The organism is Streptosporangium heterodermiicola (assembly GCF_051390675.1).
Lineage (GTDB): Bacteria > Actinomycetota > Actinomycetes > Streptosporangiales > Streptosporangiaceae > Streptosporangium.
The window spans coordinates 98,716-117,822 of the sequence record NZ_JBPJSR010000021.1; the positions used below are offsets into that span (position 1 = coordinate 98,716).

Genomic DNA, 19,107 nt, shown 5'->3' on the forward strand with positions numbered 1-19,107 from the left:
GAATCTTTGTGAATCGCCCCGGCGTCGGGGGAGACCACGGCTTGGTCGGCTCTCATGTCGACAGGCCACACCTGTAAGCGGCCACGCCTCAAAAGCGGGCGCGTACCTGCCGGATGAACGTGAGCCAATCGCCTGGCCGGAAGGTTTTGCGTCCGCTGCGCTCCAAGGTCAGGGCCAGGGTCCTTCTGAGCGGGTGCGGTGACCGCATGATGGCTTCGTTCCGCTCCACGAGTCTGGACATCTCCTGTTCCGTGGGAGGTCTGCTGCTCTTCTGGCCGTTGCATTCCGCGTGCGTGGGAGCCAGGTTCCAGATCGCGTCCAGGTCGGGTGTCGTCCCTCTGCCGCCGGAGGGAAGAAGCCTCCTGAACGAGAGAGGGAACACGTGGTCGACGGCGATGCTGTCGATGCCAAGGGTGATGGGTTCCGCGCAGATCATGCAGAGACCATGCTGGAAGCCGATGACCGCCTCCGTGACGCCGGCGACCGATCGGCGGCGCCGCCTGTCGGTGATCCGCAGGGTGGCCATGTCCACGACGACACCCTCATTGATCAGGCTCTGGCCGATCCCGGCGGCGAAGGACGTCTCCACGATGTTCCAGCGGGCCGACAACTCGCCTCGCAGAGTCGCGGCCTGCTCTGACTGAGCGATGTCGCGGAGTTCCCTGCTCAGCCGGACGACCTGCTCGTGGGAGCGGCCCGTCACCTCGTAGAAACGGTGCGGCACCTCCGCTCCTTCGCCGCGCAGGTTGTGGAACTTCCGCATCACCATCCTGGGCATGGAGTGGACGGCCGCCGCCAGGAGTTCTTCGGTGGGATGTCCGAGCCTGAGCGACTCCGGGGCCTCTCGCTCGGCCACCGAGAGGAAGTCCGTCCCGCCCCGTTCCCCCTTCTCGGACGCCTGTGGTGCCTGGCCGAGATGCCGTACCAGCTCCATCGCGTACGGCACCGCCAGGTCCCGGAGCAGGATCTCCGGCCGGTCTTCGGCGGCGGCGTCCAGGAGCGCGGCGCCGAGGGCGAATTTGTAGGTGCGGCTGTTCGCCCCTATCAGCACGGCCATACGCCATGAGGACCGTGGGCTCCGTTCCCAGTGAGAGAGATCCATGCGCCGCCGCCCTGGTGTGTATTTGCCGAAATACAGGCTATTTTCACCGCTTGTACCGGGAAACGCGTACGGCAGAGGAGCCGGGTAGTCTCTGGGACTTCCGAAAGAAGTTGAAGAGCGGTCTGACGTGGGGAAACTCGTGCGGGACCGGATTCCGGAGATCTTTCGCGAGGATGGCGGGGAGCCGGCGGTCGCCTGCTTGGCAAGGTGGTTCGCGACAAGGTTCCCTGGGCCGACGGGTCCGGCGCGTCCGAGAAAACCCAAGCAAAACCGTTGAGGCGGGTAAGCGTCCGTGCGCACACTCAAGCAAGGCTCGTGACCTGCTCGAAGAGGAGATCAGGATGGCGCTTCGGTTTCTCGGCAAGGATCCCAACAGCCCGAACGGTGACTCCGCGACGGTGTGGGAAGACACTGAAACCGGCGAGTATGTCCTTCGGGGATATGTGGTGGCCGACCCTGCAGCCCTCGGTGTCGGTTCCGTTCCCGATGGGGAGACGGTGATCCGGTTCCCCAAGCGCATGATGCGGTTCTTCCCGGAGGTGAACGGTGGCGGTTGGGCGGACGCTTGAGCAGTGGCTACGTGTGTGCGCGCACTCCGCCCTGCACCTGGAAATGCGCGACGGCTACATGCTCGACGACCCCGACTACCACGCCTGGCAGGCCGGTCACCGGATCGACCCGGACGATCGGGCTTCCTGGTGGCGGCCGTGGCTGCGGAACGTCGTCGACGCGACCGCTCGCGGTGTGGAGATGCGGCGCGCCCGGATCGTGTCCGAGCCTGTCAGCCAGTACATCCGGTACGAGTACGACGTCACCTTTCCCAATGTGCGTGCGGGGGAGCAGGTGCGGTGGCTGCCCCGGCGTGACGCCACCGGTCTGGCGTTGCCCGGTAACGACTTCTGGCTGTTCGACGAGGAGACGTTGCTGGTCGGCTACTTCAGCGGTGACGGTGACAAGGTGGGTGCGGAGACCTTCACCGATCCGGATCTCGTGAAGTTCTGTGTCACGGCGTTCGAGGCGGTGTGGGAGCGGGCTACTCCTCATGGCGACTACCGGCCCGTCTGACCTGTAGCGGATCATGCGTTCCTCGTCCTCCAGCGCGCACAAGGCGCTCGAAGCCCTCGGTGTGAAGCTGCGAGGCATCCGGCTCGATGCGGGACTTTCGGGGCGTGCTCTTGGGCACTTGACCGGCTGGCACTCCTCCAAGGTCAGCAAGATCGAACACGGTAGACAGACTCCCACGGCCGATGACATCCGCGCTTGGTGCGAGCAGTGCGGTGCCGGGGACCAGATCGCTGACCTGGTCGCCTCGCTACGGGCTGTCGAGGGCATGTTCGTGGAGTGGCGGCAGATGGAACGCACCGGCCTGCGACTCGCCCAGGAGTCCGTGTTGCCGCTGTGGGAACGAACGCGGCACTTCCGCATCTACTCCCCGAGGATGGTCCCGGGACCGTTGCAGACTCGCGCCTACATCACGGCCGTACTGACCGCGATCATGCGACGGAGGTCTCTCCCGGACGACGTGGACGCGGCCGTGCAGGTTCGTGTGGACAAGCAGAACGTCGTCCGTGAAGGAGCCCGTCGATTCGCCGTTCTCTTGGAGGAGAACGTTTTAAGCCATCCCATCGGCGGGTCGGAGACCATGGCCGGACAACTGGGACACCTGCTCACGGCAGGCGCGCTTCCCGCGGTCTCACTGGGCGTCATCCCGCTCGGCACCGACCGCTCGAACATCTGGCCCGTGGAGGGGTTCTGGATGTTCGACGACGCGGAGGTGACGGTCGAGCTCGTGTCCGGGCATCTGACGATCACCCAGCCGCGCGAGATCGCCCTGTACGACGGTGTGTTCGCCGCGCTCGCCGAACTGGCGGTCTACGGTTCCGATGCTCGTGCTTTGATCACATCGGCTGTTGCCGCGTTGGATGGATGAGTGGCACCCGCGGGCGTGGCCCACCCGCGAGGTGGATATCAGTTGAGATGCGCGTACGAAGGAGTGGTCCGAGGTGGGGAAACTCGTGCGGGACAGGATTCCGGAGATCATTCGGGATGGTGGCGGGGAGCCGGTGGTGACCGTTCTCGGGGACGCGGACTATCGCGAGGCGTTGCTGGAGAAGCTGTTCGAGGAGGCGGCGGAGATGCGCGAGGCTCCGGTGGACGGGGTGGCGGAGGAGATCGCCGACGTGCTCGAAGTGCTGCGGGCCGTCGCCCATGTCCACGGGTACGAGTGGTGGGACATCGAGAAGGTCGCGGAGGTCAAACGCGCCGAGCGGGGGGCGTTCCTCGAACGGCTCCACCTTGGCTGAGCCGGCCCTCCGGCCCCACGGATCTACCTCGAAAGGCGCACGGCCGGGGACTGTTGCCGGAGCCCGGTCAGCCGGCGGCGATCGCGTCGAAGCGGGGGGCGTCCGCGGCGTGGCCCCAGCGGTGGCACTCCCAGGACAGGCGCCGGGCGCGGAGTCGTAGTGCGGTGGGGGTGCGGTCGGTGGTACGTGGGTGGCCCGCCGATCGGAGTCCTCTCCCGAGCGGCGCGTCGGCGCGCAGGACCTCCTCGGCGGCCGAGGGGTCACCGGTCAGGACCCGGAGGAGAGCACGGCGTACGTAGCCGAAGTCGTCGTTGGGACAGCGCGCGATGTGCTCCTCGGTCGCCGTGTGCGCGTCGTCCAGCCGGCCCCGCGTCAGGAGCAACTCGACGCGCAGGCGGTGCAGCCACGCCCTGTCGAGCCACCAGCCGTTCCGCGGGATCGCGTGTTCCACGACGGTCAGGGCGTCGGTGCTCCTGCCCTCCTCGCGCAGGAGCACGGCCTCCGCGAGAGCGAGGCGCACGGCTTCGTGGTCCCCGTCGGCGCCGACCGCGTGGGCCTGGGCGACGAGGTCGCGGGCGTCGCCGTCGCGGCGTTCGTAGAGGGCGAGGTGGATCCGGCGGGCCAGCCGCAGGACCTTCACCGCCGGTTGCTCGTCATCGTCGGCGGGCGGCGGCGGGAGGAGGCCGAGCAGCCGCCGGTCGACGCTCCAGCCGGTCTCGTCGCGCACGGTGGCCTCGATCCGCTCACCCAGCACCTCGCGCAGCGAGACCTCCAGCCAGTCGTGGTACCACGCGCCGAACGACTCGGCCTGCGGGACGAGCGCCTCGCCGACGCATGTCCAGTCGCCCCAGACCTGGCCCGCTGCGGGGCCGTCGACGACCAGGTGGGAGCGGTAGCCGCAGCCGTGCTCGGCGACCGGCAGCAGCCCCTCGAAGGCGGCCTCCATGGCGTCGTCGTAGCCCTCGTCGTCCGTGGGCGGCTCCCACTCCTCCGTGAACGGGAACGGGCCGAACCGCGTCCAGGAGCCGTCCGGCCGCACCCCGTGCACCCCGTAGTACGGGCCGGCGCCGCCGTTGCCGAGCCGGGTCAGGAACGTGCGGTAGTCGGCGGGAAGGCGCATCCCGATCCGCGTCTCGACGTCCTCCAGCGTGGCCTCGTCGAGCGGCGGCTCGAACCGGTAGCGGTGCTCGCGGGCGCCGAAGAGGTCGAGGTCCGTGTCGTACTCACGGAGCGCGTCGATGCCGCGCCGGATGACGTCAAGATCCACGGCGGCACCCTACCCGGAGGACCGGAGGACCGGAGGACCGGAGGAGCCGGAGGCGGCCCGAACGCGGCGGGGCCGCGGTGACGGCCGTCCTCGGGCACGGTTCACGGTTTCTCGAAGGCGGGTCACTGTGGGGGTCTGGTCAGGGGTTTTCTACCGGTGTGCTCGATCACCCCGAGTGCGGAGGGTGTCGCCCGGCGGCGGGAAAACGGGTGGCCGAGGAAAGCGGCGTGCTTCTACGCTCGACAGTCATGAGTTTCGAGTGGGTTCCGCTGACGAAGGACGATGTCGGGGCGTGGGCGGAGTTGCTGGTGGCGATCGACGAGGTGGATCAGGTCGGGGGGAGGCAGACCGCGGACGACCTCGCCGGGGATCTCGCCAACCCGCTGCTCGATCCCGTCGAGGGCACGCTGGGGGTGTGGGAGTCCGGCCGGCTGGTCGCGTACGGGATGACCATGAGCCGGGCCGCGGCGGATCCGGTCCATCGGATGAGCATGTGGGGCGGGGTGCATCCGGAGCACCGGCGCGGGGGGCTGGGGGGCCGCCTGCTGGAGTGGGCGATCGGCAACACCCCGGTGCTGCACGAGCGCCGCTTCCCCGGGCAGCCGCTGGAACTCCACGTCGAGGTGGACAGCCGCAACGAGGGGTTGCGGGCGCTGGTCACCGGGGCCGGGATGAAGCCGGCCCGGTGGTTCTACGGGATGACCCTCGACCTGGGGGGCGAGCTGCCGAAGGTCTCGCTGCCGGAGGGGCTGGAGGTCATCCCCTACCGGGACGATCTGGAGGATGCCGTCCGGGAGGTGCGCAACCGCTCGTTCGTCGACCACTGGGGGAGTGTCCGGCACACCCCGGAGTCCTGGCGGAGCAACCTCGTCGGGGTGCGGGCGTTCCGGCCGGAGGGGTCCTTCGTCGTGCTGGACGCGTCGGGGGAGTGCGTGGGCGTCCTGCTCACCCACTACTTCGAGGCCGACACCGAGGCGACCGGGGCGCGCGAGGCGTGGATCCAGATCATCGGCACCCTGCGCGAGTGGCGCGGGCGCGGGGTGGCGAGCGCGCTGCTCGCGCACGCGCTGGGCGAGTTCCGCGCGCAGGGGTACGACACGGCGGGGCTGGGGGTGGACGCGGACAACCCGACCGGGGCTCTCGGCGTCTACACCCGGGCCGGGTTCGAGATCACGCGCCGTACGGCCGAACACGTGCTCCCGCTGGTTCCCGCGGAATGACCTGGCGAGTTTCCGCGGTGGATGACGGCCCCCGCCGAGGAGCGACCCGGCGGATCAGACGACCCGGCGGACCAGACGACCCGGGGGACCGGTGGCGTCGGCGGGAACGGCGCCCCGCCCGCTCCCGCCTCCTCGGCGTGATCCGGCGTGAATTCGGCGTGATCCGGTGTGAGAGCCTGACAGGGCGGGACGCCCTTCGGAAGGGCGTCCCGCCGTCATGTGTGTCAGTGGTGGTGCTGGTCCCGGCCCTTCTCGGGGACGTCGCTGGAGATGACGGCCTCGTAGGACTTGTCCCTGGCCTTGGGGCGCGGGTCGTCGACGAGGCCGGCGCACTGGCCGCTGCCGGTGATCTGGTTGGGCACCCCGGCGTCGGACGGGGCGGGCGTGTTGCCGCCGCAGGAGAGCGCGCCGCGGATCCTGGTGCCCGCCATCACGAGGGCGTCGACGGTGGTGTTGCCGGTCAGCACCGCCGCGCCCCTGAGGTCGGAGCCGGCGACGATCAGCTGGCGGGTGGTGCCGGAGACGCCGACCGCGCCGTTGACCTGGGTCCTGAGCAGGTGCACCTCGGCGGCGGCGGACGAGGTGATCGCTCCGTTCACGCTGCCGCCGTTCACCACGAGGGACGCGCCGGAGCCGACGGTCACCCCGCCGTTGATCCGGGCGTCGTTCAGGCAGGTGACGCCGGAGCGGACCGCGATCGTCCCGTTCCTCGTGCCGGTGATCGTGGTGGTGCAGGCGGGCGGCGCCGCGAGGGTGGTGACCGTGAAGTTCCCGGCCGTGCCGTGGTTGCCGCTGGGGTCGATCGAGCGGTACTCGACGGTGTGCCTGCCCCGGGGCAGCTTGCCGAAGGTGAGGCTGTCGATGACGGTGCCGCTCTCGCTGAACGTCCACGGCAGGTCGGCGGAGGTCGGCCAGCCGAAGTAGTTGAACCAGCCGTCGCCGTCCACCCGGGACTCGTGCACGACGTACCCGTCCTGGTCGTCGCCGCCGGTGAGCCTCATGGTGAAGGGGCCGTTGTAGACGTGGGTGTCGCCGGAGGCGACCAGCGGCTCGGAGAGCTCGTAGCCGGTCGTGGGCAGCGTGTTGTCGACGGTCCAGGACCGGGTGTCGCCGCCGGAGGTGGCGGTGAGGGTGTGGTTGCCGGGGGCGAGAGTGAGCTGCCCCAGATCCAGGTCACCGTCGGTGTCGCCGAGCCGCGTACCGTCCAGTGTCCAGGTGACGGCGGGGACGTCGTCGTCGGGGTGGGTGGTCTCGACGTAGACGACCTCGTCGTGGCCGACGGCCTGGCCGGTGGGCGTGGAGGAGAGCAGGCCCGCGTCGACCGGGGCGGGGGCGGTGGTCACGGTCGTGTCCACCGTCCAGGTACGGGTCGCGGTGAGGGCGCCGGAGCGGATGGCGGGGTCCCGCACGAAGCCGGTCGGGTCGACGACGGTCGCCTTCACCGTGTGCGTGCCGGCGGGCAGGTTCAGCGTGCGGAGGTCGAGTGTGGTGCGGTCACCTGGGAGGTCGGTGCCGCCGCCGGGGAGACCGGTGTGGTCGCCCGGGAGGTCGGTGCCGTCGACGCTCCAGGTGGTGGTCAGCGAGTGGCTGTTGGGGTGCAGCGGCTCCACCCAGAGCACCCGGTCGGCGCCGACCGGTGACGCGGTGGGCGTGCCGTCCTGGATGAGGCCGACCTTGGCGGAGATCTTCTGGGTCATCACCTCACGGCTGACCTGGTCGTAGTAGTAGCCCAGCGTCCTCATGATCGAGTGCTCGCTGGGCCGCCAGACCCCCTTGCCGAAATACAGGCCGCCCTCGTAACGGCCGATGACGCCTCCCGCCTCGCTCGGCTCGCCCAGCCAGCGCCACCACTTCTTCCGCTCGTCCCTGATCCGCTGCTCGGTCAGCAGGGTGTGGTGCACGGAGGTGGGTTCGCCTCCCGTGTAGGTGCCGCCCTCCACGCCGCGTGTGTAGTAGGTGTACTCGTCCTGCAGCCCGCCCAGCGAGTGGCCGATCTCGTGCGGCGCGATGAGGGCCGACATCGAGTTGTGGCCGGAGGAGGTGGCGTAGGCGCCGCCCGCCCCGCCGTAGGTCCCGCTGTTGCCCAGGGCGAGGATCTGCCGGTTGGCACCGCTGGTCCCGGTCACCAGGTTGGCGTACGAGTTGGCCGCCGAGTTGCTCATGGTGATGAGCCGCTGGACGCTGGCGGGGTTGCAGCCGCCCCAGAACGCCATGCTCAGCGGGGTGTTCCTCCTCCCGGAGGCGAGGTCGGGATCGCAGCCGATGCCGAACTCGCCGGAGACGATGTCCACCCGGTAGACGTTGAAATAGTTGCGGTAGGACTTGTACGGCTCGATGGACCACATCACGTTGAGCTGCCGGTCGGCGTCGGCGGCGAACGTGGACCGCTCGCCCTCCGTGTAGCCGTCGCCCAGGATGATCAGATTGAACCGCTTCTCCGGGGCTCCGGTGACCTGGAGCGGCACCACGGTGGCGCTGCCGACGTCGGCCGAGGCGTTGGCACTGGCGTTGGCGGGTGTCGTGGGAGCGGTGAGCAGGGCCGCGGTTATCGAGACGGCCGCCAGGGCGGTGAGCGGCCTGGTGATACGCATAGCGGGGGGAACCTCCATGGGCCAGTCGAGACTCCCAGCACTATCGTGCGTCGGCGCTCCGGGCGTCCATCTCAAATAGTGATAAATCCGGATTTATGGCTCTAGTTGGTCTTTATCTCGTTCCTGCACTGTCCTATAGTTCTTTGGAATACTGGAGCACGGTGACGGAGGCGCGATGTCGTACCCGGAGGCGCGTTACCCGGGCGAGGCGGGCGAGAGCAGCGGGACCTTCCGGCCGGCGAGCGCGGGGCCGGATCTGATGATCGGCGGGACGGCGGTGCACTACCTGGGCACCGGTGCCTCGACGGGCGGGCAGTTCGGCCTGTACCGCTGGGAGATGGGGCCGAGGCGGTCCGGCCCGGCGCCCCACTTCCACCGGACGATCTCCGAGTCCTTCTTCGTCCTGTCCGGGACGGTGCGGCTGTTCGACGGGAAGGGCCCGACCGACGCGACGGAGGGGGACTTCCTGCACGTCCCGGCGGGCGGGGTGCACAGTTTCCGCAACGAGTCCGGCGAACCGGCCTCGATGCTCATACTCTTCACCCCCGGGGCGCCGCGCGAGGCGTACTTCGAGGAGCTAGGCGCGATCGTGGCCGAGGGGCGTGAGCTCGGCGACGCGGAGTGGACGGACCTCTACCTCCGCCACGACCAGTACATGGTCTGACGGTCATGGCGGAGTTTCGCGAGGAACCGATCTACCGGCAGCTGGCGAGGATCGGGAAGACGCTGGCCAGTCCCGTGCGGCTCAGGCTGCTCGACGTGCTCGACCAGCGGGAACGCACCGTCGAGCAGCTGTCCGAGGCGGCCGGCGTCCCGCTGAAGAACACCTCGGCCCAGCTGCAGCAGCTCCGCGCCGCCCACCTGGTGACGAGCCGCAGGGACGGTACGCGGGTCTACTACCGGCTGGCCGACGAGCGGGTCTCCCGGTTCCTGGGCGAGCTGCAGGACTTCGCCGGGGAGAGGCTCGCCGACCTGCGGGAGGCGGTGTCCGAGCATCTCGGCGACCCCGCCGCGCTGGAGCCGGTGACCGCCGGTGAGCTCGCCGCGCGTCTCGCCGACCCCGGCACCGACATCGTGATCGTCGACGTCCGCTCCGCGGCCGACCACGCCCGCGGCCACGTGCCGGGCGCGCTGTCGGTGCCCCTGGCCGAGCTGCGCGACCGTCTCGACGAGCTCCCCGGGGACGCCGAGATCGTGGCCTACTGCGGCGGACCCTACTGCGCGGTCTCCCCGGAGGCCGTACGGCTGCTGCGCGAACAGGGTTTCCGCGCGCGCCCGCTGGACGGCGGGCTCGCCCGCTGGCGGCGCACGGGCAACCGGCTGCAGGCCGGTTCCGCCCCGTCGGCCCTGTGACGGATCCCTCGGCTCTGCGATAAATCCCCTGCGGCAAATCCCCTGTGACGGATCCCCTGTAACGGATCCACGTCCCCGTCACGGGGCCGTGGCTTTGTGACGGGTCGTCCTGTCGGGCGAACGTGGCTGTCAACCTCTCTGACCTGGGCAGAGGCGGCCATGCGGCCATGTGGCCATGCGGTCATCCTGAAAGCCGAAAACAGCTTCATTTACGTTATGTGCGGAAATCGTTGTGCAATAAAATATCCCGCATGTCGCATAACGAGTACGACTTCGCCGATTAGTAGGATCGGATGAAATGGCGCATCGTCGGCAATGCGTCTGAACGGAGTAATACCAAAAGAAAAGGTCAGCATTATGACAGGCATTGGTCATTTGCGAATTGTCGCGCGAAGTGTCGTTCGCCCTGGGCTCTCCGGAGCCCTGGCGGCCGTCCTCGCGCTGGGGTGCGTCACCGCGACACCGCACGCGGCGAGGGCGGCGACGGCACCTCCGCTCGGCACGGTCACGAGCTACGCGGTCCTGGGCGGTTCCGCCGTCACCAACACCGGCCCCACCGTCCTCACCGGAGACCTCGGTGTGAGCCCGGGGTCGGCGATCACCGGTTTCCCGCCCGGCCTCGTGGTCGGCGCCGTCCACGCGGCCGACGCCGCCGCCGCCCAGGCGCAGGCCGACCTGACCACCGCCTACAACAACGCGGCCGGCCAGGTCGCCGACGCCACCATCGCCACCGAACTCGGCGGCGCGACCCTGACGCCGGGCACCTACAACTCCGCCCTGGGCACCTTCCAGATCACCGGGGAGCTGACCCTGGACGCGCAGGGAGACCCCGACGCCGTCTTCATCTTCCAGGCGGCCTCCACCCTCGTCACCGCGTCCGCGAGCACGGTGAACCTCATCAACGGAGCCCAGGCCTGCAACGTCTTCTGGCAGGTCGGCAGCTCGGCCACGCTGGGCACCGGCTCCAGCTTCGCCGGCAACATCCTGGCGCTGACGTCGATCACCGCGACCACCGGCGCGGTGATCGACGGCCGCCTCCTGGCCCGCAACGGCGCCGTCACCCTGGACACGAACACCGTCACACGCTCGCTCTGCGCCGCGCCGGTGTCACGGGAGACCTCGACCGCGCTGGCCGTGGCGCCCACGCCCGGGGTTCCGGGCGGGTACACCCTCACCGCGACCGTCACCTCCTTCGGCCCCACCCCGCCGACGGGGCCGGTCGGGTTCTTCGACAACGGGGTGAGCCTGGGGACCGCCGTGCTCGACGCGAACGGCCGCGCCGTGCTGGCCGTGGTCCTCGCACCGGGAAGTCACGGGCTCGTGGCCGCCTTCCCGGGCACCGCCCTGCTGGACGCCAGCGTCTCACCGGTGGTGCCCCTGGTCGTCCCGCCGGTGTCGCGGCAGAGCGCGACCACCCTGGCCACGGCGCCCACGCCCGGGGTGCCGGGCGGGTACACCCTCACCGCGACCGTCACCTCTCCCGGGCCGAACGCGCCGACGGGGCCGGTCCAGTTCCTCGACAACGGGGTGAGCCTGGGGACCGCCGTGCTCGACGCGAACGGCCGCGCCGTGCTGGCCGTGGTCCTCGCACCGGGAACCCATGTGATCACGGCCTCCTTCCCCGGCACCGCCCTGCTGGACGCCAGCGCCTCGGCGCCGGTGACCCTGGTCGTCCCGGCCAACGACGTCCCGGTGCCACCCACCGGCACGTCCACCTTGCCCACCGGCCGTAAACCCGGCACGAGCATCAGGAACCACCAGCACGACGACAACGTGATCAGGATCAAGGATCGCGTGCGCCGTCACCACCACCGCCATCACTGCTGCCGCTCGGGGGCCGGGTGCCGCCGTTCGCACCCCAGCGCGGACGAGAAGCCCGTTCTCCGGCGCTGACCACGCGCTCAAGGGGTGAGCGGGAGGAGGGGCGCACGTCTGTCGGCACGGTCACGGGGCCATGGCCCCGTGACGGATCCGCGGCCGAACTGTCGGAGTGGATCACTACTGTTCGCGGCATGTCCACCCCCCACCAGCACGCCGCCCCGCCGGCCGGGACGAAGGTCCCGGCGCCCGGCGTACTCCCTCGGACCTCCCGACACGCAGAGGCCGGTCGCCGTGAAGAGGCCGTCACGTGAGCGCCTGGGAGGAGATCCGCGGGCTCATCGACCGCCGGGACGCCGACGCCGTCGCGGCCCGGATCGCCGGGCTGGACGAGGAGGCGCGCAAGGAGGTCGCCGGCCGTCTTCCCGGATACCTGAAGACGCTGCGCGGCCGGCGCGAGTCCTGGCGGAGGCTCGAAGACCACGCCGAGGTGCTCCGCGCCGCCGGGGCGGGGGTCCTCCCCGGGGCGGCCGCCGTGGCGACCTGGCTGAACCGCCGGGACTTCACCACCGCCTGGAGCCCGCCGTACGGGGACACCGGGCGGATCACGACGATCCTCGCGGCCCGGCCCGCGGAGTGGCGGGCCGACCTGGCGAGGCGGCTCGTGCTGAGGCTCCGGACGGCGGAGGACCGTGGCATGGAGCTGGCGCTCGCCCTGCTCCGCGCGACCGGGATCGAGGTGCCGGACCACGATCCGGTGGTCGCCGGATGGGCGAGCGCGTTCGCCGCCCTGCCCACGCCGCCCGCCCCGCACGAGGATCCGCTCCTCGACGTCATGCTTCCCCGCCTCTTCGAGGCCCAGGGGGTGGGGCGGGCCCTGCGGTGGGAGAGCGATCCGGCCGGGGCGTCGCTGGGTGCCCTGAGCGCCCTGGCCGCCGCGGACGGGGCGAGACGGTCCGCGCTGCTCCAGGGGTGCGTCAGGCGGTTCCTGCTGGGCGGCTCGGTGACGGATCTGCGGTTCTTCGTCCGCCTGCACGAGGTCCTGGACCCCGCGCCGCACGAGATCGAGCCGCAGGCCCGTGACTACCTGCGGCTGCTGCCCGCGGCCCCGGGGCCGGTCGCCGAGCTGGCGCTGCGGCACCTGCGCGGGCTCGACGAACTCGACGTCCTCGACCCCTTCGACCTGGTGGAGGGATGGGAGGCGGTGCTCTTCCGGCCCGAGCGCAAGCTCGTCCGCGCCGGGCTCACCTGGATGGACCAGCGGGTACGGCTCTCGCCCGGCCTGGCGGCCTCGATCGCCGGACCGCTGGCGCTCGCGTTCGCCTCCGACTCCGTCGAGCTCCAGGAAAGGGCGCTGAAACTCGCGATCAAGCACGCGGCCACGATGGACGACGAGGGCCGTACCGCCATCCGTGACGCGCTCGGCGCGCTCCCGCCCGACCTCGGGCGGCGTGCCTTCGCGGTCTTCGGCGGTGAGGAGCCGGCCGAGGCCGGGCCACGGGACGGGTTCGACCCGCCCGCGCTCCCTCGGCCCGACGCCCCCCGGCGGATGCCGGAACCGATCGGTTCCGTGGCGGAGATGGTGCCCCTGCTGAACGACTCCGACGACTGGCGGGCGTGGGAGCGGCTGCTCGCCGGTTTCGTCGCCCTCGTGCACCGGGACAGGGAGGGCACGGCCGCCGCGTTCAAGCCCTACCTGCCCGGCAGGTACGAGAGCCTGTACGGAGTCCATCACTGGGACCGGGAGGACATGGCCGCCGCCCTGCCCGGCGGGCACGGGCATTTGTACGGCGTCCACCACTGGAACCGGGTCGACCACTGGCTGATCGGTGCCGCGTGTTCCCTCACCGGCGTCGCGCCGGAGCGCGGCTCCTGGAGGAGCAGGCTCCCCGACACCCGCCGTCTCCCTCCGCCGCGCCTGCTCCTGCTGCACCGGGCCGCCGAGATCCAGATGGCCGTGGAGCGGGACGTCGTCCCACCCCTGCTGCTCGCCACCCCCACCCTCACGACCGGGCACGTGGAGGCGGCCGAGCTGGTGACGAGGCTGGAGGTGATCGAGGCCGCCGGGGCGAAGCCGCTCGCCGCCGACCTGCAGCAGGCGCTCCTGCGGCTGCCGAGAGAGCGGGACGGGGAGGCGGCCGAACGCGCCGGCCGGCTCTCCTCGGCGGCAGGCCGCCTGGTCGCCCGATGGCTGTCCGGCGCCCGGCTCGCCGACCCGGTGGTGGAGATGGGCTGGTCCCACCCGGAACACGGGGACGGGGAGACGAAGCCCGTCCCGTCGCTGCGCGCGCAGGCCACCGGGCTGCCGCTCGTCGACCGGATGTTCGCCGACTCTCCGTGGCATGGCGACGGAGTCCAGCCGAGCTGGTGGCCGTCGATGTTCCCGTCCCACCGCGAGGTGGCCGCCGCCTACCTGTCACGTCAGCTCCGGCACGACCAGTGGCACCACATGGCCGTACGGCCTGGCCAGCTGCGCGAGCTCGCCCGGCTCGACGGGCCGCCGGGAGCGGCCGTGGCGCTCGTCCTCGCCCGCCTGCTGGGAGACCCGGACACGCCGGAGGCCGTCGACGTCCTGCTGACGATGGCGGGTCGCGGTGACCTGCCGGCCGCCGAACTCGGCGGGCGGGCGGCGGCACTGGTCGGCCACGACCAGATCAAGCTCGTCCACCTGACGGCGGCGCTGGAGTCGGCGGCCCGCCAGGGGGCCCACGGGGAGGTGTGGACGGCGGTCGCCGCGGCGTTGCCGTCGCTCGTGCCCCAGGCCGGTCACCGGCCGCGCCACGGGCTCACCGAGTTCGTGGCGCTGGCCGCGACCTCGGCGGCGTGGTGCGGCGCTCGCGGGGCGATCCCCGAGATCGAGGCCATGGCGGCACGCAAGGGATCGAGCGGCCTGCTCCGTGAGGCGCGCCGCCTGCACGGGCTGTTGACAGTGAAGGAAGGATGACCATGCGCTCGAAGCATGACGAGGAGCGCCGCCTGCGGCTGGCGATCGGCGACCTGGTCCGCGCCGCCGCGCCTCCCGGCTGGAGCGACGCCACGGTCCGCTGCGGCCAGGTGGGGGGATTCACCCGTGTGGTCGTGGAACGCGACGGGGTGGAGCTCGGTGTCCAGGGGCTGGAGGAGCAGGTCCGGCGACTGCGCGAACTGGCTCATCGCGACGGCGAGGGGACCTGGTTCTCCTGCGAGCTGCGCTTCACGCCGGAGAGCAGGTCGTACCGGGGACAGGTGGACGCCGACGGCTTTCCCTTTCCCGAGGGTACGGACATCCCTGACATCGCGCCGCTGGAAGAGCTGACGGTGTTTCCTCGCGACACGGTTCCCGGCTGGCTGGTGGAGGCCCTCCCGACGGCGGTTCCGGTGGGGATCCGCGAGCCCGAGGACCCGTGGCGGCACTCCGCCGAGTCGCCGGACCCCGAGCCGGTGATCTCCGGAGAGGTGGCCTACACGCCGATCGGGCACATGGTCGCCCGCGGGCTCAGAGCCGGGGAGAGGGGCGGCGAACCCCTCGCCGTCCTGGAGGAGAAGGCCGGTGGCGGTGGCGGCCACCTCCTCTTCATCGCCAGGAGAGAGGGGAAGAGGAGGCCCTACCGGGTAGGCCGGAGCGGCAAGCGGGGCACCGAGGACGGCATCATCGCCTGCGTGCTCGACGATCGGCGCCTCGTCCTGCGCTTCACCCCCAAGGCGGCGGACGACATGGAGGCGGAGACCGTTCTCACCGTCGACCTGGACCTGACGCCCGCCGAGACGGAGCGGCTGAGGACCGTTCTCAGCAAGGCGTTCCAGGCCGGTACGTCCGATCGGATGCCTTCGCTCACCGGGTTCTGACCCACCGGCCCGGGTTCTGACCCACCGGCCGGGCAGGAGGGGCCTGGGGCGGCAGCGCGGCGCCCGCTCACCGGGTTCCGACCCACCCGGCCGGCAGGAGCGGCCTGGGGCGGCAGCGCGGCGGTGGCCCCCATGGCCCGCCCACCGGGTTCCGGCCCATCGGCCGATCAGGCCCGGCCCCGGCTCCCGGTTCCGGTCCCAGTCCCAGTCCCGGCTCTCGGTCCCGGCCCCGGCTCCCAGTCCCGGCGCCCGGCCGTGGGGTGAGCGGGCCGGGCCCCCGCCCACCTGGGGCGATCCATCTGGTCCTCCGTCGAAGCACCCGTGTAAGAAATCGAAGGATGCCAGCGGGATTCTGCATGGTCCTGCGGGTGCGGGCTTCGTACGTTGCTCCAACAAAGGACACGCCGCCGATACGGCACCGTAACAGTTTGTGTGTCTTTCCCGTACTTAGCGGGAGCAAAGGTACATATGACGCAACATGGCAGAAATGCCACAAGGAGAAGGGAGCCGGCGATGATCCATCGGTCCCCCGGGAAAACACGGCCGGCCATGCCCCCCGAGGCGGTCGGCGCGGGCGTCGGCGAGGAGTTCGAGGCCGGCGTCGCGGCCAGGCCCATGCCATCGATGCGCCTGATGCCCCCGGTGCCGCCGGTGTCCGAGGCCGGTGTCGCGGCCGGGACCGGTGCGGGTGGTCGAGGGTGACCGCGGTGACCCTGCCGGACGAGGGCCGCCGCCGGCGGCGCAACCGGCGGCTGGTGGCGATCGCCTTCGCCTTCCCGGCGCTGGCGATGAACCTGCTGGTCATCGCCGGTCCGGCGGTGAGCAGCCTCTACTACGCCTGGACCGACTGGAACGGCTTCTCCGCCCCCAGCTTCACCGGCCTGGACAACGCCAGGCGGCTGATCGGGGACGCGACCTTCTGGAACGCCCTCGGCCACAACTTCATCTGGCTGGTGCTGTTCCTGACCGTGCCGATGGCGATGGGCCTGGTCGGGGCGTTCATGCTGTCGCGCGTCCGCCGGGGCGCCTCCCTGTTCCGGGTGATCTTCTTCATCCCGTACGTGATCGCCAGCGTCGTCAACGCGCAGATCTGGAAGAGCCTGCTCGACCCGGCCACCGGGATCGCCGCGCAGCTCGACAAGATCGGTATCACCTGGCTCAACGACGTCTACTTCTTCGGCGACTCGAACCTCTCGCTCTACAGCGTCGCGTTCGTCGACAACTGGCACTTCTGGGGCTTCCTGGTGGTGCTGTTCCTGGCCGCCATGCAGAGCGTCGACCCGTCGTTGTTCGAGGCGGCCCGGATCGACGGGGCCGGTCCGTTCCGCGAGTTCTGGCACGTCACGCTGCCCGGCATCCGGGCGACCCTGATGTTCGCCCTCATGATCATCTCGCTCGGCGCGCTGCTGGCCTTCGACTACTCCTTCGCGCTCACCGCCGGTGGCCCGGCCGGATCCAGCGACCTGGTCTCGCTGCTGGTCAACCGGACCGCGTTCACCGCGCTCGAACCCGGCTACGCCTCGTTCATGGCGCTGGTGATCTCGCTGCTCGGCGGCGTCCTCCTGGTGATCTTCCACTTCATCCGCAGAAACGAGGACACGCGGTGACCTCCAAGACGATCTCCAGAACGACGTCCAGGACGTCGGGCGGGATCCAGCGGACCCCCGTCTCCTACCTCGTGCTGACCCTGCTGGCGCTGTTCGCCGGGCTGCCCCTGCTGATCCTGGTGTTCAACTCGTTCAAGACGAGCCTGGAACTCGGCCAGAACCCGCTGGGCCTGCCCTCCGGCCTGGAGTTCGCCAACTACGTCGAGGCCTGGACGCGGGGCAGCATCGGCCGGGGCATGTGGAACAGCGTCATCCTGGTGGGCGGCACCGTGATCGGCACCTGCGTGTGCGCGGGCGCCTGCGCCTACTCGATGGCACGGCTCGACCTGCCGTTCAAGCGGGGCATGGAGAACTACCTGTTCGTGGTGATCTCGCTGCCGGTGCAGATGTTCATCGTGCCGCTGTTCTTCCTCTGGTCGAACCTCGACCTGATCGACAGCCTGTTCGGGCTGGTCATCATCTACGTGGCGCTGAACACGCCGTTCTCGGTGCTGCTGTTGCGCACGTTCCTGGTCGGCATCCCGAGGGAGCTCGACGAGGCGGCCAGGATCGACGGCGCCAACGAGTGGCAGATCGCCTGGCGCGTCATCCTGCCCCTGGCCAGGCCGGGGCTGCTGACCGTGGGGCTGGTGGCGGGCCTGGGGGCGTACTCGGAGCTGCTCTTCTCGGTCATCTTCGTGACCACGCCGGAGAAGCTGCCGATGGCCACCGCGCTGCTCCAGTACAGCCAGGGGCACACCCAGCTCTTCGGGCTGGTCAACGCGGCGGCGGTCATCATGACGCTGCCCGCCGTGCTGCTCTTCCTGTTCATGCAGCGCAAGTTCATCGCGGGCCTGGCCAGCGGTGGAGTGAAGGGCTAGCGCGCGTGATGCGCGCGGCGGTACTCGCCCGGCGACTTGCCGGTGAACTTCTTGAAGGCCACTCCCATGTACTCGGAGTGGCTGAAGTTCATCCGCCCGGCGAGCTGCGGCAGCGACCAGTCGGTCTGGATCAGCAGGTGGGCGAGACGCTCCATCCGGACCCGGGTGATCTCCTCGTGGACGGTACGGCCCAGCACCCGCGTGAACCGGTAGTCGAGCGAGCGCCGCGAGAGCCCCACGTGGCGCTGCACGGCCTCCACCGGCAGGCCGTCGTCGACGCGGTCGCGGATGAGCCGGAGCGCGCGGGCCACGATCGGGTCGTCGACGGCCAGGATGTCGCTCGACTGCCGGGTGACCACCTGGAGCGGCTCGATCAGGTGCAACCTGGGTGCGAGGGCATGGCCGGACATCATCTGGTCGAGCAGCGAGGCGGCCAGGAAGCCGGTGTGGGTGGTGTCGGGCTGGATGCTCGACAGCGGCGGCGTGGTCAGGTTGCAGATCAGCTCGTCGTTGTCGACGCCCAGCACGGCGACGGTGTCCGGCACCGCCAGACCGGCGATCTTGCAGGCCTCCAGGATCTCCTGCCCGGCGATGTCGTAGCAGGCCAGCACGCCCACCGGCTTGGGCAGCCCGAGCAGCCAGCCGGCCATCGCCTCACGTTCGGCGGCCAGGTCGCGGGTGTGCTCCATCTGGAACCCGTGCGCGGCCAGGTCGTGCCGGGCGGCGTGCGCGACGAACCCGGCGCCGCGTTTCACCGACCAGCCGAACCGGGCGTCGCCGCAGTAGGCGACGTTCCGCAGCCCCCGTACGGCGAAGTGCTCGACGGCGAGCCGGGCGATCACGTCGTCGTCGGTCTCCACGCAGGACAGCTCGGGCGCCAGGTAGGCGGCGCTCAGGTCGACGGCGGGCACCCCGAGGCGGCGCACCTGGCGTGCGGTCTCGGCGTTCTCGATGCGGGCGATCACCCCGTCGCCCCGCCAGCCGCCGAGCCACGACAGGTCGGTCTCCTGGCGGCTGTGCTCGCCCAGGTAGATCGACCATCCGGGGTGGGTGACGAGATATTTCTTGATCCCCACCAGCAGGCCCCTGGCGTACGCGTTGGAGGTCTCGACGAGCAGGGCGACATGTCTGGTTTCCGCCATTTTCACAATGTACTAAATC

General features: G+C 70.6%; 17 protein-coding genes. 13 read left to right on the forward strand and 4 right to left on the reverse strand.

The genetic code is table 11. The annotated features are described in order from the left end of the window. Positions 1 to 88: 88 nt before the first annotated feature. The gene (locus tag ACSC1Q_RS34295) at positions 89 to 1,057 is read right to left on the reverse strand and encodes an HNH endonuclease family protein (RefSeq protein ID WP_436762864.1); all 969 of its coding nucleotides are present in this window, start codon (positions 1,055 to 1,057) and stop codon (positions 89 to 91) included. Positions 1,058 to 1,443: 386 nt separating this feature from the next. Between ACSC1Q_RS34295 and ACSC1Q_RS34300 the strand changes: the two genes are divergently transcribed. The 4 genes from ACSC1Q_RS34300 to ACSC1Q_RS34315 all read left to right on the forward strand — a co-directional run bounded on the left by ACSC1Q_RS34300 (position 1,444) and on the right by ACSC1Q_RS34315 (position 3,405). Continuing rightward, complete coding sequence (locus ACSC1Q_RS34300; RefSeq protein ID WP_436762865.1) at positions 1,444 to 1,671, forward strand: hypothetical protein; 228 nt, start codon at positions 1,444 to 1,446, stop codon at positions 1,669 to 1,671. Further along, complete coding sequence (locus ACSC1Q_RS34305) at positions 1,649 to 2,167, forward strand: DUF6879 family protein (protein ID WP_436762866.1); 519 nt, start codon at positions 1,649 to 1,651, stop codon at positions 2,165 to 2,167. Before ACSC1Q_RS34300 ends, ACSC1Q_RS34305 begins: the two co-directional genes overlap by 23 nt. Positions 2,168 to 2,180: 13 nt before the next feature. After that, entirely contained in the window at positions 2,181 to 3,032 is an 852-nt protein-coding gene (locus tag ACSC1Q_RS34310) for a helix-turn-helix domain-containing protein (RefSeq protein ID WP_436762867.1), read from the forward strand. Between the two features lie 136 nt (positions 3,033 to 3,168). Next, on the forward strand, positions 3,169 to 3,405 hold the full coding sequence (locus ACSC1Q_RS34315; protein WP_436762868.1) for a hypothetical protein: 237 nt from the start codon (positions 3,169 to 3,171) through the stop codon (positions 3,403 to 3,405). 67 nt (positions 3,406 to 3,472) lie between these two features. Here the strand turns inward: ACSC1Q_RS34315 and ACSC1Q_RS34320 are convergent, their stop codons facing one another. Then, positions 3,473 to 4,672, reverse strand: coding sequence for an SMI1/KNR4 family protein (locus ACSC1Q_RS34320; protein ID WP_436762869.1), 1,200 nt, complete (start codon positions 4,670 to 4,672; stop codon positions 3,473 to 3,475). Positions 4,673 to 4,920: 248 nt separating this feature from the next. Here ACSC1Q_RS34320 and ACSC1Q_RS34325 point away from each other — a divergent pair, with 248 nt between their 5' ends. Continuing rightward, on the forward strand, positions 4,921 to 5,892 hold the full coding sequence (locus ACSC1Q_RS34325; protein ID WP_436762870.1) for a GNAT family N-acetyltransferase: 972 nt from the start codon (positions 4,921 to 4,923) through the stop codon (positions 5,890 to 5,892). Between the two features lie 224 nt (positions 5,893 to 6,116). Here the strand turns inward: ACSC1Q_RS34325 and ACSC1Q_RS34330 are convergent, their stop codons facing one another. After that, on the reverse strand, positions 6,117 to 8,483 hold the full coding sequence (locus ACSC1Q_RS34330) for a M64 family metallopeptidase (protein WP_436762871.1): 2,367 nt from the start codon (positions 8,481 to 8,483) through the stop codon (positions 6,117 to 6,119). A 175-nt stretch (positions 8,484 to 8,658) separates the two neighbouring features. Between ACSC1Q_RS34330 and ACSC1Q_RS34335 the strand changes: the two genes are divergently transcribed. The 8 genes from ACSC1Q_RS34335 (at position 8,659) to ACSC1Q_RS34370 (ending at position 17,946) form a co-directional block, all read left to right on the forward strand. Next, a complete protein-coding gene (locus ACSC1Q_RS34335; RefSeq protein ID WP_436762872.1) occupies positions 8,659 to 9,147 on the forward strand; it encodes a cupin domain-containing protein in 489 nt (162 codons plus the stop codon). 5 nt (positions 9,148 to 9,152) lie between these two features. Then, positions 9,153 to 9,836: an ArsR/SmtB family transcription factor gene (locus ACSC1Q_RS34340; RefSeq protein WP_436762873.1), complete on the forward strand. Its 684-nt coding sequence runs from the start codon at positions 9,153 to 9,155 to the stop codon at positions 9,834 to 9,836. A 357-nt stretch (positions 9,837 to 10,193) separates the two neighbouring features. Then, positions 10,194 to 11,729, forward strand: a complete 1,536-nt coding sequence (locus tag ACSC1Q_RS34345) for an ice-binding family protein (protein ID WP_436762874.1) — start codon at positions 10,194 to 10,196, stop codon at positions 11,727 to 11,729. A 235-nt stretch (positions 11,730 to 11,964) separates the two neighbouring features. Continuing rightward, positions 11,965 to 14,598: a DUF7824 domain-containing protein gene (locus tag ACSC1Q_RS34350; RefSeq protein ID WP_436762875.1), complete on the forward strand. Its 2,634-nt coding sequence runs from the start codon at positions 11,965 to 11,967 to the stop codon at positions 14,596 to 14,598. Positions 14,599 to 14,600: 2 nt separating this feature from the next. Beyond that, entirely contained in the window at positions 14,601 to 15,479 is an 879-nt protein-coding gene (locus ACSC1Q_RS34355) for a hypothetical protein (protein ID WP_436762876.1), read from the forward strand. A 513-nt stretch (positions 15,480 to 15,992) separates the two neighbouring features. Then, a complete protein-coding gene (locus tag ACSC1Q_RS34360) occupies positions 15,993 to 16,181 on the forward strand; it encodes a hypothetical protein (protein ID WP_436762877.1) in 189 nt (62 codons plus the stop codon). 5 nt (positions 16,182 to 16,186) lie between these two features. Then, the gene (locus tag ACSC1Q_RS34365; RefSeq protein WP_436762878.1) at positions 16,187 to 17,086 is read left to right on the forward strand and encodes a carbohydrate ABC transporter permease; all 900 of its coding nucleotides are present in this window, start codon (positions 16,187 to 16,189) and stop codon (positions 17,084 to 17,086) included. After that, entirely contained in the window at positions 17,083 to 17,946 is an 864-nt protein-coding gene (locus ACSC1Q_RS34370; RefSeq protein ID WP_436762879.1) for a carbohydrate ABC transporter permease, read from the forward strand. The genes ACSC1Q_RS34365 and ACSC1Q_RS34370 overlap by 4 nt, the downstream gene beginning before the upstream one ends. On the opposite strand, the gene ACSC1Q_RS34375 is transcribed toward ACSC1Q_RS34370, so the two are convergent. Further along, complete coding sequence (locus ACSC1Q_RS34375) at positions 17,943 to 19,088, reverse strand: XylR family transcriptional regulator (RefSeq protein ID WP_436762880.1); 1,146 nt, start codon at positions 19,086 to 19,088, stop codon at positions 17,943 to 17,945. The genes ACSC1Q_RS34370 and ACSC1Q_RS34375 overlap by 4 nt on opposite strands. Between the last annotated feature and the right edge of the window lie 19 nt (positions 19,089 to 19,107).